A 16,222-nucleotide genomic window follows, 5' to 3' on the forward strand; every position below is an offset into this window, starting at 1 on the left:
TCCCGAGTCATGAATCGTTCTCTTATTTCTTCGTCAATTCGACGACTTCTGAAGATCCAGCTGTCACCGTGTCGCCTTCTGCGACAAGTTTGTTCACGCCGAAGCTGTCATGGTTCGTGATGATGATCGGAGTGATTGTAGATGGAGCGTTCGCTTTGATGAAGTCGAGGTCGAACGTGACGAGCGGGTCGCCTGCTTTGACAGACTGACCTTCTGTGACGTGTGTCTCGAAGCCTTCACCTTTAAGGTTGACCGTATCCAAACCGATGTGGATCAAGTACTCTGCACCGTTGTCCGCGTTGATACCGATCGCGTGTTTCGTCGGGAATACCGTTGCGATTGTTCCGCTAACTGGTGAAACGACTTTGCCTTCAGTCGGCTCGATTGCAATTCCGTCACCCATCATTTTTTGTGAGAATACTTGGTCCGGTACGTTCGTGATGTCGACGACCTTTCCTGTAAGCGGTGAAACCGCGTTGAGTTGTTCTTCTTTACCACCAAATAGTTTTTTAAAGAATCCCATAGCTTAATCCCTCCAACATGTTCTATTGAATCGAAGTCTTCCCTTTTATACCCGAAAAGCTAAAACTTCAATCCCTACCTTATTAACGGTATAGTAGATATAAGGTAGTGCGAAATCGTTTTACACATCGTAAGAATACGAGTGTGCAATCGCTTTTGCAAGCCCTTTTTACACTTTATAAAAATTTCACACGATGGAGGCGCTTACAATGACGACTTTCACAAAATTGTCATATGAACGGCCCGATTTGGACGCTTTGAACAGCAGATTGTCGGATTATTCTGCCGAATTACAGCAAGCGAGCACACTTGAGGAAGCGAATGAACTCATTCGTCAAATCAACAAGGAACGGAACGACTTTGAGACACAAAGTCAACTCGTCGCGATCCGACACTCGGTCGACACACGCGACGCTTTTTATGAGGAAGAACAATCTTTCTTCGACGATGCACTACCGGTCTATGAGAAAGAGATTCAAGCATACTACCGCGTCTTGACGAACCACGAGCTTCGTTCGGAACTCGAAGCGGAATGGGGTAGCCAGTTGTTCTCTCTCGCCGAGCGTGCACTCGAGACGTTCGAGGAGTCGCTCATCCCGAAATTGCAGGAAGAGAACCGCCTCGCGACGGCTTATCAAAAGGTCATGTCGGCGGCACAGATTGAATTTGACGGCAAGACACTCAACTTGTCACAGTTCGGTCCATACCTTCAGTCACCTGACCGCGATGTCCGTAAAGCCGCATCCGTCGCCCGCTATACATACCTTTCTGACAACGGTGACGAGCTCGACCGGATTTACGGGGAACTCGTACGGGTTCGGACAGAGATTGCCCATGCACTCGGCTTCCCGTCTTTCGTTGAACTCGGTTATGCCCGCATGCAACGCGTTGGATATGACGAGTCGATGGTCGACAACTTCCGCAAACAAGTCCGCGACGTCATCGTCCCGCTCGCTTCTGCGTTAAAAGAGAAGCAGGCGAAACGCATCGGTGTCGATCATCTCTACTATTACGACGAGTCATTCGTCTTCCCGGACGGTAACGCGACACCTCAAGGGGATGAGTCGTTCATCATCGAAGGCGGCAACAAGATGTACCAGGAACTCTCGAACGAGACAGACGAGTTCTTCCAATACATGCAAGAACGCGGCGCCCTCGATTTGACGGCGAAACCAGGTAAAGCTGGCGGCGGATATTGCACGTACTTGCCTTCTGAAGGTCTCCCGTTCATCTTCTCGAACTTCAATGGGACAGCCGGAGACATCGACGTCCTCACACACGAAGTCGGTCACGCCTTCCAAGTGTACGAGAGCCGTCATTTGACGACTCCAGAATACGCCTTCCCGACATATGAGGCGTGCGAAATCCATTCGATGTCGATGGAGTTCTTCTGTTGGCCATGGATGGAGCTCTTCTTCGGCGACCAAGTCGACAAGTACAAGTTCAACCACTTGGCTGGCAGCATGACGTTCCTTCCGTACGGCGTGCTCGTCGATGAGTTCCAACACGTCGTGTACCGCAATCCGGACATGACAGCCGCCGAGCGTCGTCAAGCATGGCGCGACTTGGAGAAAGTGTACCTTCCGCATCGTGACTACGAGACGAACGACTATCTCGAATCAGGTGCATGGTGGCACCAACAAGGGCATATCTTCCAAAGTCCGTTCTATTATATCGACTACACGCTCGCGCAAGTGTGTGCGTTCCAGTTCTGGGTACGCATGCATGAAGACCGTGAAGCGGCATGGAGCGATTATCTCACGCTTTGTCAGGCCGGCGGAAGCCGCTCGTTCCTCGAACTCGTCGAACTCGCGGGTCTCAAATCGCCATTCGCAGACGGCGTGTTGAAAGAAACAATCGATCAAATCGAAGACTATCTCTTGAAACATCCGCTCGCGAACTAACAAGAAAGACCATCGAAAAATCGATGGTCTTTTAGTTTGGATTGATTTCGTTCTGCAGTTCAAACGGCAAGTCTTCTAAATCAATCTGACGGCTGTCGAACAGGTTGAACTGTTGGAGGCGACTTTCCAAATATTTTTGAAGCAGTTCAGCTACCTTCTCCCCGGACAATCCGTTCAAGTCCGGGACTTGCGTCACCGAGAGTTCGATGGTACGAAGCCCGTAGTCCGGCAACCGCGATTCGATGTCGGCAAGTTCTTCTTCGGTCAACCGTTTCCCTGTCGTCGTCACGAGAAGAAGATTGTCATCCTCTTGATAGTCCTGACTGATAATAATGGCATCTGAGAATTCTTCTTCGATGAAGTTATTGATTCCCGTCCGGACGATGCTGTCTTGAACGAGCGTCGCGGCCGAAAAGATACTCGGAACGACGATCAGGACAGATAAACCGATGAGAAGTCGATTGATTTTTTTATGGTTCGCATCCTGTTTCGTCAACACTTGTGAGATGCCCATGAATTTGACCCCGATGAACGTGGCGATGGCGATGAATGCACAGTTGATGACGAACAAATAGCTCGATCCGATTAAGTAGTCGAGATTGCGTGTTGCAATCGAATAACCGACCGTACATAACGGTGGCATCAAGGCGGTCGCGATGGCGACACCCGGAACAATGTTGTTACTCATTTTCTTTTGTGCCCCGATGATCCCAGCGGTCCCCCCGGCGAAGGCGATGATGACATCCCAAATCGTCGGTTCGGTCCGAGCGATGATTTCATTACTCGCATAGGTGATTGGGGAGATAGCGAAATAGATGGTCGCGACGGTGAGACTGACCGCGACTTGGACGAGAAGCAGACGTACGCCTGCACGCAGTAATTTCATGTCATAAAGCGACAAGGCGAGACCGATACTTAAAATCGGTGTCATCAGTGGCGAAATTAACATCGCCCCGATAATGATGGGAATAGAGTTCATATTCAGTCCAATTGAAGCGATGAAGATCGAACACATCAAAATGACGGAATCACTCGGCCGTACCTTTAAATTCGTGTACATCTTGTCTTTGAATTCTTCGGCGGTGTACGTCTGTTCCATTCTGATTTTCAGCTCCTTTGTCGTATCGATGTCATCCACAGAAGCAAGTCCTTCCTTTATTTACCCGCAACTCGAAAAAGACAATCGATTTCAGCAAAAGAAAAACTGGACCTTTGATTGGTCCAGTTCACATCATCAAATGACATCTAACGGTTGTTTCGTCGTCGGTGGTGGGAATGCTTCATCGAGCGCCTCGAAATCTTCTTCACTCAAATCGAGCAAGGGGGCCGCCGCATTCTCCTCGACGTGCTCGGCCTGCCCCGCTTTCGGAATGGCGATGACGTGTCCGCTCCGAATCGTCCAGGCGAGTAAGATTTGCGCGACCGAGGCACTATACGCCTCCGCGATTTGATTGACCGTCTCGTTTTCAAAGACATCTTTTTTCACGTCACTTCCCTCGGCAAGCGGTGCGTACGCCATAACCGGGATGCCTTGTTCTTTCAAATAAGGGAGCAGGTCATACTCGATCCCTCGACTGCCAAGATGGTAGAGCACTTGGTTGACCGCGCAGTTGTCTCCGTTAGGCAGAGAAAGCAACTCTTTCATATCCTCGACATCGAAGTTCGAGACACCCCATGCCCGAATCTTGCCGTCTGCCTTGAGCTGCTCCATTCCTTGAATCGTCTCCTCGAGCGGGGCATCCCCTCGCCAATGGAGTAAGTAAAGATCGAGATAGTCTGTTCCGAGTCGTTCGAGTGACGCGTCGCACGCTTTGACGAGTTTGTCGCCGTACGCATTGTATGGGTACACTTTCGAGACGAGGAAAACGTCTTCGCGTCGGTCTTGAATGGCTTCGCCAACCAACTTTTCCGACTCCCCTTCCCCGTACATCTCAGCTGTATCGATGACATGAAGTCCACAGTCGAGTCCTGTCCGAAGCGCTTCCACCTCAGCGTCATGCTTTGATTCTTCTTCCCCCATACGCCACGTTCCTTGCCCGAGTGCGCGCATCTCCCGTCCGTCTTTCAATTCGACGACGTTTTGTTTCAATGCCGCGAGTAATAAAGAATGTGGTAGTCGTTGATTCATATCGTTTCCTCCTTTGTCCATGCCTCATGTAACGGTCCCGTCGTCCCGAAGACGGGATCGTATGTCGGTTTCTCGACTTGTTCGATTCGCTTTACGTTTTCCGGACGTTCTTCCGTCTTTCCAGTCAACGTGTCATAGTCACGACCGTCCGGATATGCCCCGACGACTTGAAAATCTGCGCTCGCCTCGATGCGCCGATGTCCTGTTCCCGCCGGCAAGACGAGGACATCCCCTGCACTGACGCGTACGAGATCACCGTTCGTCCCTCCGAGTTGAAGGGTCGCCTCGCCGTTTAATACGCCCAACACTTCATGCGTGTTGCTGTGATAGTGATGATAATCGAACACCCCGTTCACCCAACTGTTCGTCCACTCATTATGAGCGAACGTTTCTTGCATCCCACTCGGGTCATCAAAGACACCACGATAAAGAAGCGCCGGATAATCGGGATGATTCGGGATCGAGCCGTCATCTGTAAACAAAAAAGTTTTCAAGTCCATTCTAAAAACCCTCCTTGTCTCTGTCCCTGTACCCGACTTCCCCACACAAAAAACGGTCGCCCTCTATGGACGACCGTGAATATTATGAGATGACCTCTTCTCCAGACTGGTCGATATGGCACTCTCCCCAGGCGCACATGGCGTCTAAGATCGGTTTAAGTGACCATCCATACTCTGAGAGCGAGTAGATGACTTTCGGTGGAACTTGCTCGTACACCGTACGCACGACAACTCCGTCCGCTTCTAGTTCACGCAATTGTTGAGTGAGCATCTTCTGGGTGATGTTCGGCATGAGTTTACGCAGCTCACTCGTCCGACGCTCTCCTTTGATCAAGTGACACATGATGACGACTTTCCATTTACCACCGATGACGTCAAGCGTCGCTTCGACCGGAATATTATATGGCATATCATTTCCTCCATTTCTCCTATAGGCACTTTTTGGTGCCTACCGCACTTTAAAGTACGTACTTCTCAAACAGTTTTCATGCCCTTATGATAACGACTATAGCAAATCAATACAAGTTCATTTCGCTCGTAGAACCCTCTTGAGACGGTAAGGTACTTTTTCGACCGTACTGAACAAATAGAGGAAAGTGAGATGTCTTTGCTATCGGGAGACGAAGGGCCCTCGTCTTCCACACCATTTTTTCATCAACTAGGAGGAACTACTCATGAATCAACCTATTTCACAACCTGTTGAAGAACAGGCACCTAAAAATGGAGGATTGGCGTTACTCGCCCTTGCCATTAGCGCTTTCGGCATCGGGACGACCGAGTTCGTCCCTGTCGGATTGCTCGCATCCATCGCAAGTGACTTAAACATCGGGATCACACTCGCGGGTCTCATTATTTCGGGATATGCCATTGGCGTCGCCGTCGGTGCACCGATTTTAACGGCACTGACGAACCGAATGAACCGCAAGACGTTACTCATGGCACTGATGGTCGTCTTTATCGGCGGAAACTTGGTCTCTGCCATGTCGACCAGCTTTGAACTCTTGATCGTCGCCCGATTTATCACCGCGTTCTCGCATGGTGTCTTCTTCTCAATCGGAGCAACCATCGCCGTACAACTCGTACCACCGCATAAAAAAGCGAGTGCCATTGCACTCATGTTCACAGGTTTAACTGTCGCTACCGTTACAGGTGTCCCACTCGGTACCTTCATCGGTCAAGCCTTCGGATGGCGTGCCACATTCTTTGCTGTCGCAGCACTTGGTGTCGTTTCAATCATCGCCAGCTTCTTCTTGATTCCGAAAGATTTGAAACAGTCGCCACCGGCGAAATTCTCAGATATGAAGAAACTGCTCACGAAGGGTCGTCTCATGCTCGGATTCTTGATCACAGCACTCGGTTACGGCGGAACGTTCGTCGCGTTTACGTACTTGACACCAATCATGCAAGACGTGACAAAAATCAGCCCGAGCTTGATCAGCGTCGTCTTACTCGTTTACGGAATCGCAGTCGCCATCGGGAACGCGGTCGGCGGAAAACTCGCCAACGAAAACCCGGCGAAAGCATTGTTCTATATGTTCATCGTTCACGCAGCGGTCATGATCCTCATGTCGTTCATGATTCCGTTCAAAGTGGCAGGTCTCATTGCCATCGTTTTGATGGGACTTCTCGCCTTCATGAACGTGCCTGGACTTCAACTGTATATCGTGCAATTGGCTGAAAAATATGTACCGGCTGCTGTCGATGTCGCATCCGCACTCAACATCGCGGCCTTCAACATCGGGATCGCCCTCGGTGCGACAATCGGCGGACTCGTCGCCGATTCAATCGGACTCGTCCACACACCGTGGGTCGGTGGGATCATGGTCATCATCGCCGTCATCTTGACAGCCATCTCTCGTCGTTTGGAAGCAAACTAAGGAGGAGCTTATGTTCAACAATCATAAAAGCTACAACCGGATGTATCGGGAGGGCGAGCTTACGCTCGGCCTCCACATCCCTTTAGAAAATTTTAAAATGCGTACCCCGACACTCGAACGTCAAGTCGAACTCGCTCAAAAAGCAGACGACTACGGCTTCACAGCGCTCTGGTTACGGGATGTTCTATTAAAAGACCCGAACTTTTTAGACCCCGCCGTCGGTCAGATTTATGACATGTTGATCTACGGGACACATTTACTCGGTCAAACGAAAAACATCGCGCTCGGTACGTCCGCACTCGTCTTACCACTCCGACATCCGCTTCGTTCAGCGAAGGAAGTCGCGACGATTGAAGCGTTATTCCCGGAACGATTGATTCTCGGAATCTCGTCAGGCGACCGTCGTGCCGACTTCAAAGGACTCGGAGTCGATCATCCGACACGCGGCGACCAGTTCAAAGAATCGCTTCGCGTCATGGAGCAGGCACTCTATTACAACTACCCAACGATTGACTCACCTTACGGGGAAGTTGAACAGGCAACGCTCGTACCACGTCCGAAGAAACGGATCCCGACAATGATCACCGGCTTCGCGCAACAGGATATGGACTGGCTCGGGGCGAACGGGGATGGATGGATGTACTATCCGCAGGCACCTTTCGCACAAAAACAAGCGCTTGACGCTTGGCGTGAAAGCGGTGAGGCGCACGGTCGTGCTTTTCGTCCCTTCTCGATGCCGATGCATCTTGACTTGACGCATGACCCAGATGAGCTACCGACGCCGATTCGCCTCGGTTTCCGTCTAGGTCGCAACCACTTAGTCAAATTGCTCGAAGCGTATCGTGCTATCGGCGTGAATCACCTCTTCTTCGCCCTCTTCGACGGAGAACGTCTGGCTGAAGAAGTCATCGATGAATTAGGAGAGTATGTGTTGCCGCATTTCCCACCACTTGTTTGAGGTTTGCCCTTCATTTTCGAAATGAAGGGTTTTTTGAGAAATGGACGGGTAAATACAAATGAATCTATGAAAAGGAGTCCTCTCATGCCCTCTCATCATGAAAAGGTAGAAAAGATTGAACTGTTTTTTGACTTGGTATTTGTATTTACGTTCATCCAACTCACATTGAAACTCGAACATCATTTGAGTGTTCATACGTTTTTAGAAGTTCTCGTCCTCATGGCTCTCATTTGGTACATCTTCGAGGGATATATTTGGTTGACGAATACGACCAAACTGACAAGAAGGAACCATCAAATCTTCATGACGCTCGGGATGATTGGCTTTATGCTCATTTCCGTCGCCATCCCAAAAGCATATGATCAAGATGGCTTCATTTTCGGGCTTGGCTTTTTAGTGATTGTCGCCGTGCATTCGACGCTATTCTTGTTGCACAGTAATGAGGATACGAAAAAGGCGATGCTTGCCATCGTACCGTACAACGTCTCCTTTAGCATCATCATCCTCGTCGCTTCGCTGTTTGAGGGGAACGTACGCCTGATTGTATGGGGAATTGTCGCGATTGTCGCTGTATTAGGTCCTCTTGTACAGAAAAACAGAGGGCAGTTCGAAGTGTCCTCCTGGCACTTCCTTGAGCGTCATTACTTGATTCTCGTCATCGCCCTTGGCGAAACGATTGCATCGACCGGTCGCGCTGCGATTGATGAGGATTTAACCTCGGATGTCGTTCTGACAATGATTCTTGCCCTTATGCTGACCGTTCTGCTCTGGTACTCCTACGTGAAGGACGATGAAGCAAGGGAGAATCGTTTTCAAGACATGCATACGGATAAACGAGATCAGACAGCCAAGGCCGGATTCTATTGGTCGCACCTCTCCATGTTCCTTGGCATCATCTTACTCGCTGTCGTCAAGATCGCCCTCGTGCACGATCCGATGCAGACACTCGATTTGGCACACCGGATTACGTTGTATGTCGCCATCGTCTTGTTTGGATATGGTGTCATTTACTTCAATCGTCTATTCTTCAAGGTGTCTTGGAAGCGACTTGCGGTTCTCGCGGTCCTACTCGTCATCCCACTCATCGCACCCTATTTACCGGCAACCCTACTCTTACTCGTGATAACCTTGATTTATTTTATCGCAATGATTGCCCCACTTCCGTTCTTGAAAACAAAGCAGAAAGAAACGTAAAACAAACCAGAACCGGGATTCGGTTCTGGCTTGTTCGTTATCGGACTTCATTCTCCAGTTGTTTCAACTTTGACGAGTAATACTCGATGATGTCACGGCGTCGGATGATGCCGATGAAGTATTTGCCGTCATCGACGACCGGCACGAAGTTTTGATCCGTGATCGCATCGACAAGTTCTTCGATTTGGGCCGTAATGGATACCGGCTTATAGCGAACGCGTTGCTTGATGTCCTTTAGACGTGTCCGGAGCACTTTTTCATAGTCTTCTTCCCCGCGAAGCTGTTCTGCGAGTGCCCAGAGTAAATCCCCCTCTGTCATCGTCCCGGCGTAAAATCCGTTTTCCGAAACGAGTGGAACAGACGTGAATCGATGATGTTTCATCTTTTCAAGTGCTTGTCGTACCGTTGATTCGGGGTCCAAATATTTGACGTCTTCTTTCGGATATAAAAAGAAAGCGATGTTCATTTAAATCTCTCCTCAATCTGTTAATCCACCCCGTTATTGTACCATGAATGGTAGGACAGGTTGAACTAAATCCATGTTCCTATTCTCTTTAATCATCCCCTTTCTCCTAAACGACACAAAAAAACATCGTGATTCTTGTCACAGCGATGTTTCGGTGCTTCAAAAGATTTGGAAGGGAACTCCAATTGATTTATACCCGTTTTAGTTGGTTCTTATCCGTCCAGACACACAAAAGGCCCCCATGAGGAGGCCAAAGGTTATTGAACAAACTGCAACAGTGTATCGTTAAATTTCTCTCGTTCATCGAGTACCGTACCGTGCCCACTCTCTTCAAAACGTTCAATCCGTGCGTTTGAAATACCCTCTTCCATCTGTTCGGCAAACTCAAACGGACAGATTTTGTCATGTACGCCGTGAATGATTAACGTCTCTACGTCAATCTTCGGCAAGGCGTCACGCAAATCTTCGTCTCGGAGCGCTTTTACCGAGGCAATCGTTCCGTGACTCGAAGCAACGAGCGCAAGATGGTGGAACCAATTTTGCATCGGTTTCGAATGTTCTTTTTCGAAGAAGATTTCCCCGAATCCTTCGAGCATCTTCGGTCGATCGGCTCGTGTATCGTCAATCAACGCGTCAACTTCATCCATCGTCATCCCGTACGGATAGTCTGAACGTTGTGTGAAAATCGGTGCCGCTGCTCCCGCCAACACTAACTTTTTCAGACCATCCTCTTTATAGTCGGCCGCGTAACGAACAGCAATCGCGCCACCCATCGAGAATCCGACGAGTGTGAAGTCTTTCAAACCAAGGCCGTAGACGACCATATGCACGTCGGATGCCATCGTCTCATAGTCATACCCCGTCGCTGGCGCATCAGATTTGCCGTACCCTCTAAAGTCGATCCCGATATAGCGATAGCCTGCTTCGATGAGCGCGTTCTTCTGATACTCGAACATGTTGTTGTTCGCCGGCCAACCGTGTAAGAAGACAATCGGCTCCCCAGAACCGACATCCTCCACATATAAGTTTGTCCCGTCATGTGCTGTAATATATCCCATCATCCAACCTCCACATTTTTAATTGATTGTAAATACTCACAACCTACTTGTTCCCGTTTCCAACCCTTAAAAACCTTCTCATGTGTCACGCCAGAGCGATTCTCCTTTTAAGTACCCTTCGATGGCTTTCGCCCCTTCTCGTAACACCGCTTCCCGCCAAGACGGGTCGTCTGGATAAAACATCGCCATGAACTCGTTTTGAATCCCGTTACGCGCTTCGGGATCTTTCGTCCCTTCAAAATACAGACGATTCTCTAAAATGATCGTCAAAAACTCGCGGATGGAGGCTTTCGTCGACGTTCCGAACGTACCGAACTCAAAGAGAGCAGAGACGAGCCCTTTGTCCGGATACTCCGTGTCGCGTACATAGTAGAAGTGGTTCGTCGAGTCCCCGAGCACTTCATCTGGGTCATACACTTTCGCGTTGTCGAGACCGTACGCCTGTTTCAACTCGTCTTCGGTGCGACCGTCTCGCTTACTGATGACCATCGTCACTTCGTTTGTCGGACCGAGTGCGGTATGCCAATCGAGATGAACCACTTTCTCGTAGCGTTCCAGTAAATCATGTTGAATGCCTTTCAAGAAGATGGCTGACGGTTCGTCTTCTTCTCCCCCATAGTACACACCTTTCGGGAATTGGTACTGTCCCATCCCTTTCGCTCCACTCATCGCTTTGAATCCGTCGAGTTTAATCCCAGAGCCGAGGAACGAATAAATCTGTTCACGCGCCTCATGGTAGTCGTCAATCACTCCGTCCGGTACGAAGAGATGGCGCATCAGTTCATATTCACGGTTCACGTTATATGGGACAGATTCACGGTCGATCACATAGTTCCGGTTCAAATCGACATTATGCTCGTTGACCCGGCGGAAATGTTTCATTCCCCACGGATTGACGGCATGGATGAGACAAAGGCCTGTCGTTTCATGTCGCAGTTGTGGCAATTGTGTGTGAACAAATTGATGCGTCACCGCGGCACCTGCATATCCTTCGATCCCGTGTTCTCCGATGGTCATGAGAAGCATCGCTTTTCGATCTCGTTTCGGTTCTCCTAAGATGATGTCGATGCTTTCGTCCCCAATCGAATGCGTCAACAGCTCTGCTTTCGGATAATATCGTTTCACCTCCGACAACAAGTTGATGAACTTCTCACGCGACTCTTCGTAAGATGATGAAAAATACTGGCTCATCGCACTCTCCTCCAATCTTTTCTCTCTACTCCATTCCCATCCTACGGCAATCTAAAAACGCCTCCTGAAAGAGGAGACGTTTCGAGTCAAGGCGTTCGGATCCGTTTCGTATGTTGACGTCGGAATGCCATCACGTAGAAGATTGGACCAATCAAGACGGCACCGAATAACCAATAGAGACCCGCGTTCGCATACAATCCTTCAAACGAACGGAACACCCAGGCGAGGACCGTGAACGCGACCATCAACTCGACGGTCCACAACAATCCACGGCGAACCGCTAGGAGAATCGTATTCGTTTTTTGGAAAAAGGCTGCAACGAAAGCAATCAGAAATGCTGGGAAACTCGAGAGCCACAACATGCGATTGAGGGAGGACTCGGCAAAGTATGAGTTTCCGAGAGAGACAGTGATGAGGAAGTGCACCAATATAATGAGCAAGACGACCATCCATCCGACGAAGACATCACGTTCCATTTTTCTCATCACAACCAGCTCCCTTTCTAAAGAGTTGAATACTAAGTATTTACCCGCTTTTTCAGCCTTCTCTTCCGCTTCTATTAAAAAAACGCATCCTCATTTCAGAATGCGTTTCACGTATTATCCGACCAACTCCCGTGCCCATGCTTTTGCACGTTCGAGCTCGCCTTCTTTCAGCATCTCCGTCTCCCCATCAACCAAGAACGATTCTTTTTGAACGTTCGTCGCGCCTTTTTCAACCATTTCCCCTTCGACGCGATTGACCGCATGACCGAACCAGTCGATGATTTTACCGAGAATCGGATTCTGTTTTTCTTTGACGACACTCGTATCAAACGCAGCCGTCCGCTTCCCGCGAAGCGCATTGTCCGAGATTCCGTCTAGAAACACTTTAATGTCCTCCGTCTCATAACCCCCATGTGTCGGTGAACCGATGATGACAAGGTCGACATGCGCCAAGTCACCGAGGCCGATATTCAACACATGTTCCATGCGCGCCTCATGCTCTTTCGAAAGTTCTTCCTGCATCGCATGGGCAATCTTTTCTGTATGACCATACAACGAATCAAAAATAATCAAAATATTCATGATGAATCCCCCTTTGCCGAACGTCTCTTTATCCCCTTCCCATTCCAACGTTCGTTCATGCTTCTTTTTTGTACAGTGAACTTCGCTTGAAGAGTGTCCAACTTACCATAACAATGCCGAGCACGAGCAAGATATAGCCGAAGAACGTGACAAAGTCGCGCGTGTGATAGGGTGCTTCAAATCGGTATTCCGCCCGCTTCCATTCCGAGCCGTCCTCGACCGCAATGACGTCTTCAACGGGCTCCCCGACGACTTCACGGTAAGCGGTCCCAATTGGATAGCCGTTCGATGCATTCCCGTAGTAACGTCCCGTCTCATCGTTGACCGTTGTTTCCACTTCACCAATCACGTCACCGAGCGAATCCTCATCTATTATCGTATCAAGCACTTCATATGCATTTCGGTCGAACACGACAAATGTATATGCCCAGGAAAGAGCGGATACGGGAAGCGCAATCGATATAGCGAAAAGAGTCAGGATCATAAATCGCCTCATTTGAGACTCCAGACGAACGTCGCCGTATCGCTCACATCAATGTCATCCGGTTCGATTTCTGGCATCCGTGATTCGGAATAGACGACGTCCTGACTATAGAGGACGCTCGTTGGTGAGAATACGTGAATCTCTCCCCACGTGTAGTCAATCTGAAGCAAGTCTCCTAACGTTGCGCCTGCTCCATTTGCGAGAAGTTCCGCTCGTTTTTTCGCATTTTCCGCAGCGTTCACTAACAGCTGATCTTCAATCGCGTTCGGGTCTTTCATCGTGAAGCGAATCGATAGCACTGGATTCGCCCGGGATTGACTGATTTGTTCGATGGCATCAGACAGTTTGGACGTATCTAGCGGAAACTCGAGTCTCGTCTTCTGTTTGCAGACATAACCGACAAAGCGCGACCGATAATTGTTATGTTTATCTTGATATCGTTCATACTCCGTATCGATCGAAAAATCACTCGTCTTCAGGTCCTTCTTTTCAAATCCTGCGCGCACGATGGCCTTTTGAAGCTGCGCCACGGCGTTTGCTGCATCAGTCATCGTCTCTTCATATCGTGGTGCTTTTGTGACGAGGTCCATATGAATCACAATCAAATCTGGTCGAGACGAGACATTTCCTGTTCCTTTTACGGTAATCGTACGTTCCATATTGATCCGCTCCTCCATAGTGTATTACACAGATTTTCGGTAATCCTGCCACATAGTCCTTTTGTATAAAATTGTCATTTATTCCAAATCGATACGGCAAGCCCTCCGATATAGCCAACCATTGCTCCGCTCGCGATGCCGTATGTCAGCTGTATATCGAAGAAAAACGAGAGGATTACACCGAGTGTTGTCCCCGCAATCAATCCAAAACAAATGATACAGTCCTTCCATTCTCGTGAATCCATCTTGCCCCTCCTTACCAATCCGCTCAATCTGACGACTTCATCTCTTCCATCTACATCTACTAACCATTAATTCTTTATGTCAAAGTGAGTTCACTACTTTTCTTTTAAACAACCTTGTCACATATTTCCTAATATGTAGTAACAGCCGATATATCCAAAATATCCTTTATTTAGGTAAGAAACAAGAGAAAATGCCAAAGAATCATTTCTTTGGCATTACTTTATGATTCGTCGAGTTCAGTTGAAGCAAGCTCATACTCGCGTTGACTTGGTAGCACTTCTTTTTTCTTCTTCGGAAACGTAGCGTCGAATGCCTCTACCTCAGCTTCTTCTACATCTAAGCCCTCGGTAAATACGGCGACACCTTGAACCCCATCTAGCGCCCCTTCATATAAAGGTAATACGAGCAGCCCTTTATAATATTGTCCGTCCGGCATCGCAATACCGTACCGTTTTCCACCTACGAAACCATATGGTTCATAATGATATGGATACCCGAGTGTCAGGATTGCACGGTAACCAAGCGATTTCGCATGCTCGATCGAATGCGTGATGAGATGTCTGCCCACGCCTTGTCGATGATACTCCGGATCGATGAAAACTGGACCGAACGTGATGGTATCCATCGACTTCTCTCCATCTACAATTTTCGACTTCGAGTAAAAGATTCCGCCAGCAAGTTCCCCGTCTACCTCGATGACCCATGACAATTCAGGCAAGTAATCTTCATGTTTTCGAAGTTGATGGATTGCATAATGCTCATGACATCCCGGGAAATATAAGTTCCAAAACGCTTCCCGCGCAATTTCTTCGACGCGACGCTCATCTTCCACTCTTTCTTTGCGAATATTCATCATGTTTCTCACCCTTTCTCAATTCAGTATACAAAAAAGGTTCAGCTCTCGCTGAACCTCATCGTTTATTCAGCAGCCAGCGCTGCCTCTTCTTTATGATATTTCTCGACGAAGGCATCAAGCAACGCTCGTACCTCGTCCGTCGATTTCGTTTCCATCAAGTTATGACGGAGCTCGCTCGCCCCGCGGAATCCTTTGACATAAATCTTGAAGAAACGGTGCAAGTTCGAGATTGAACGTGGCACGTCTTCTTGGAATTTGTCTTGAAGGTCCAGTTGCAAACGCAATAGATCGAGATGTTCTTCCATCGAGTGTTCGCGTGGCTCTTTCTCGAATGCGAACGGGTTCTTGAAAATCCCGCGACCAATCATGACACCATCGACCCCGTACTTCTCAACGAGCTCGAGTCCCATTTGACGGTCGAGGATATCTCCGTTGATGGTGATGAGCGTATCCGGTGCAATCTCGTCACGCAACTTCACGATATCCGGGATCATCTCCCAGTGCGCGTCGACTTTACTCATCTCGTTGCGCGTGCGCAAGTGAATCGACAAGTTGGCGATGTCTTGTTTCAAGAGATGCGTCAACCAGTCGCGCCACTCGTCGAGCTTCGCGAAACCGAGACGCGTCTTGACACTGACCGGGATGCCGCCGGCTTTCGCCGCTTGAATGAGCTCAGCCGCGACTTCCGGACGGAGAATGAGTCCGCTCCCTTTCCCACGTTTTGCAACGTTTGGGACTGGGCAACCCATGTTGATGTCGAGTCCTTTATAGCCCATCTCGGCCATCCCGATACTCATCTGACGGAAATACTCCGGATTGTCTCCCCAGATGTGGGCGACCATCGGCTGCTCGTCTTCCGTGAATGTCAAACGACCACGAAGGCTACCTTTCCCTTCAGGATGGCAATAACTGTCCGAGTTCGCAAATTCTGTGAAGAAGACGTCCGGGCGTCCCGCATGAGCGACGACATGACGGAAGACGACATCGGTCACATCTTCCATCGGGGCAAGTATAAAGAATGGACGCGGAAGGTCGCGCCAAAAGTTTTCTTTCATCGTAAAATCAGTTCCTTTCATCCATACAGTCCAACAAAATCACTCATCTATTCTATT

General features: G+C 49.1%; 19 protein-coding genes. 4 read left to right on the forward strand and 15 right to left on the reverse strand.

Going from position 1 to position 16,222, the window contains the following annotated elements:
- Positions 1 to 22 precede the first annotated feature (22 nt).
- Positions 23 to 523: a PTS sugar transporter subunit IIA gene (locus KNO86_RS05465; protein ID WP_012727005.1), complete on the reverse strand. Its 501-nt coding sequence runs from the start codon at positions 521 to 523 to the stop codon at positions 23 to 25.
- Positions 524 to 731: 208 nt separating this feature from the next.
- On the opposite strand from KNO86_RS05465, the gene KNO86_RS05470 reads away from it, so the two are divergent.
- Positions 732 to 2,426, forward strand: a complete 1,695-nt coding sequence (locus KNO86_RS05470; protein WP_214693742.1) for a M3 family oligoendopeptidase — start codon at positions 732 to 734, stop codon at positions 2,424 to 2,426.
- Positions 2,427 to 2,457: 31 nt separating this feature from the next.
- Here the strand turns inward: KNO86_RS05470 and KNO86_RS05475 are convergent, their stop codons facing one another.
- The 4 genes from KNO86_RS05475 to KNO86_RS05490 form a co-directional block, all read right to left on the reverse strand.
- Complete coding sequence (locus KNO86_RS05475; RefSeq protein WP_214693744.1) at positions 2,458 to 3,525, reverse strand: DUF389 domain-containing protein; 1,068 nt, start codon at positions 3,523 to 3,525, stop codon at positions 2,458 to 2,460.
- A 135-nt stretch (positions 3,526 to 3,660) separates the two neighbouring features.
- Positions 3,661 to 4,554: an aldo/keto reductase gene (locus KNO86_RS05480; protein ID WP_285800659.1), complete on the reverse strand. Its 894-nt coding sequence runs from the start codon at positions 4,552 to 4,554 to the stop codon at positions 3,661 to 3,663.
- Positions 4,551 to 5,054, reverse strand: a complete 504-nt coding sequence (locus KNO86_RS05485) for a cupin domain-containing protein (protein ID WP_214693746.1) — start codon at positions 5,052 to 5,054, stop codon at positions 4,551 to 4,553. Before KNO86_RS05485 ends, KNO86_RS05480 begins: the two co-directional genes overlap by 4 nt.
- An 82-nt stretch (positions 5,055 to 5,136) precedes the next feature.
- Positions 5,137 to 5,463, reverse strand: a complete 327-nt coding sequence (locus tag KNO86_RS05490; RefSeq protein WP_012727011.1) for a winged helix-turn-helix transcriptional regulator — start codon at positions 5,461 to 5,463, stop codon at positions 5,137 to 5,139.
- Positions 5,464 to 5,728: 265 nt separating this feature from the next.
- On the opposite strand from KNO86_RS05490, the gene KNO86_RS05495 reads away from it, so the two are divergent.
- From KNO86_RS05495 to KNO86_RS05505, 3 genes are all read left to right on the forward strand, one after another.
- On the forward strand, positions 5,729 to 6,931 hold the full coding sequence (locus KNO86_RS05495; RefSeq protein ID WP_214693748.1) for an MFS transporter: 1,203 nt from the start codon (positions 5,729 to 5,731) through the stop codon (positions 6,929 to 6,931).
- A 10-nt stretch (positions 6,932 to 6,941) separates the two neighbouring features.
- On the forward strand, positions 6,942 to 7,889 hold the full coding sequence (locus KNO86_RS05500) for a TIGR03571 family LLM class oxidoreductase (protein WP_214693755.1): 948 nt from the start codon (positions 6,942 to 6,944) through the stop codon (positions 7,887 to 7,889).
- An 84-nt stretch (positions 7,890 to 7,973) separates the two neighbouring features.
- Positions 7,974 to 9,083, forward strand: coding sequence for a low temperature requirement protein A (locus KNO86_RS05505; RefSeq protein ID WP_214693757.1), 1,110 nt, complete (start codon positions 7,974 to 7,976; stop codon positions 9,081 to 9,083).
- Between the two features lie 37 nt (positions 9,084 to 9,120).
- Here the strand turns inward: KNO86_RS05505 and KNO86_RS05510 are convergent, their stop codons facing one another.
- The 10 genes from KNO86_RS05510 to KNO86_RS05555 form a co-directional block, all read right to left on the reverse strand.
- Positions 9,121 to 9,549, reverse strand: coding sequence for a CBS domain-containing protein (locus tag KNO86_RS05510; protein ID WP_074033810.1), 429 nt, complete (start codon positions 9,547 to 9,549; stop codon positions 9,121 to 9,123).
- A gap of 257 nt (positions 9,550 to 9,806) precedes the next feature.
- Entirely contained in the window at positions 9,807 to 10,610 is an 804-nt protein-coding gene (locus KNO86_RS05515) for an alpha/beta fold hydrolase (RefSeq protein ID WP_214693759.1), read from the reverse strand.
- A 75-nt stretch (positions 10,611 to 10,685) separates the two neighbouring features.
- Positions 10,686 to 11,798, reverse strand: coding sequence for a M14 family metallopeptidase (locus KNO86_RS05520; protein WP_214693768.1), 1,113 nt, complete (start codon positions 11,796 to 11,798; stop codon positions 10,686 to 10,688).
- Between the two features lie 86 nt (positions 11,799 to 11,884).
- A complete protein-coding gene (locus KNO86_RS05525; RefSeq protein ID WP_214693770.1) occupies positions 11,885 to 12,283 on the reverse strand; it encodes a hypothetical protein in 399 nt (132 codons plus the stop codon).
- Between the two features lie 114 nt (positions 12,284 to 12,397).
- Positions 12,398 to 12,865 carry a flavodoxin family protein gene (locus tag KNO86_RS05530; protein WP_214693771.1) on the reverse strand — a complete coding sequence of 156 codons (468 nt, stop codon included), beginning with the start codon at positions 12,863 to 12,865 and terminating at the stop codon, positions 12,398 to 12,400.
- A 55-nt stretch (positions 12,866 to 12,920) separates the two neighbouring features.
- Complete coding sequence (locus tag KNO86_RS05535) at positions 12,921 to 13,349, reverse strand: hypothetical protein (protein WP_251126897.1); 429 nt, start codon at positions 13,347 to 13,349, stop codon at positions 12,921 to 12,923.
- Positions 13,350 to 13,357: 8 nt separating this feature from the next.
- Positions 13,358 to 14,008, reverse strand: a complete 651-nt coding sequence (locus tag KNO86_RS05540; protein ID WP_214693782.1) for an SIMPL domain-containing protein — start codon at positions 14,006 to 14,008, stop codon at positions 13,358 to 13,360.
- A 74-nt stretch (positions 14,009 to 14,082) separates the two neighbouring features.
- Positions 14,083 to 14,253: a hypothetical protein gene (locus KNO86_RS05545; RefSeq protein ID WP_214693784.1), complete on the reverse strand. Its 171-nt coding sequence runs from the start codon at positions 14,251 to 14,253 to the stop codon at positions 14,083 to 14,085.
- A 221-nt stretch (positions 14,254 to 14,474) separates the two neighbouring features.
- Positions 14,475 to 15,107 (reverse strand): GNAT family N-acetyltransferase, encoded by a 633-nt coding sequence (locus tag KNO86_RS05550; protein WP_214693786.1) that lies wholly within the window; start codon positions 15,105 to 15,107, stop codon positions 14,475 to 14,477.
- Between the two features lie 65 nt (positions 15,108 to 15,172).
- Positions 15,173 to 16,165, reverse strand: a complete 993-nt coding sequence (locus KNO86_RS05555) for a tRNA dihydrouridine synthase (protein ID WP_483297458.1) — start codon at positions 16,163 to 16,165, stop codon at positions 15,173 to 15,175.
- Positions 16,166 to 16,222: the final 57 nt, after the last annotated feature.

Source organism: Exiguobacterium sp. s160 (assembly GCF_018617575.1).
Classification (GTDB): Bacteria; Bacillota; Bacilli; order Exiguobacteriales; family Exiguobacteriaceae; genus Exiguobacterium; species Exiguobacterium aestuarii_A.